General features: G+C 70.8%; 1 pseudogene. It reads right to left on the bottom strand.

From position 1 onward, the window contains the following. A pseudogene (locus ABTU92_RS29005) lies at nucleotides 1-209 on the bottom strand (hypothetical protein); the annotation flags it as partial. Between the last annotated feature and the right edge of the window lie 483 nt (nucleotides 210-692).

Raw genomic sequence — 692 nt, 5'->3', positions numbered from 1 at the left:
GGCGGATAGTAGGTCGGCGGGTAATAGGTCGGAACCGCGTAGACGGGCGCCGGCCGATACTGGGTCGGGGCGAAGCCCGGCGCGTAGTAGACCGTGGCGTAGCCGCCGGAGTTCGGGCCGCAGCCCCAGCACCGGCCGCTGTAGCTCCCCGCCTCCGCGGCGGTCGCCAGGCCGACGAGTCCTGCGGCGAACGCCGCCGCCGTCGTCATTCCCTTCCAATGCGGTATCGTTCGACACGACATGGACAGCACTCCCTTCGACGCACGTGTCACACACGACGTCTCGGCCGGGGCGAGCGCTGCACGACGACCGCAGCACGACCGGACCGGCGCCGAATTTTCTTCTTGGTCTTGCCGACGTGATACCGCACAGGCGTGAAGGCGCGCCTACCCGACGCGGGTCGAGGCCCCCCTCCACGGGCCGACTTCATCGCGGGGTTAACGTCGCGCCTGCGCCGCGCGGCGAAACCTCGGATCGCCGGAAAGCACTCCTTCATCGCCGCGCCGGTCATCGCGAGATGGTCGTCGCGAGATGGTCGTCGCGGGATCGTCGTCGCGGGATCGTCGATCGCGAGGCGGCGCTCGGCCGCGCCGCGCCCGTGTCGAAGCGGCAGGCCCGCTCAGTAGCAGGGCGGATACGGGTAATAGCCGCACTGCGGCGCCGTACGGGTAGGCCCCGTAGGCCGCCGCCGC

The sequence above is a fragment of the Rhodoplanes sp. SY1 genome (assembly GCF_046000175.1).
Taxonomy (GTDB): domain Bacteria; phylum Pseudomonadota; class Alphaproteobacteria; order Rhizobiales; family Xanthobacteraceae; genus Rhodoplanes.
Note: the sequence above shows the minus strand (reverse complement) of the source record. Positions and strands in the feature narration are given on the sequence as shown.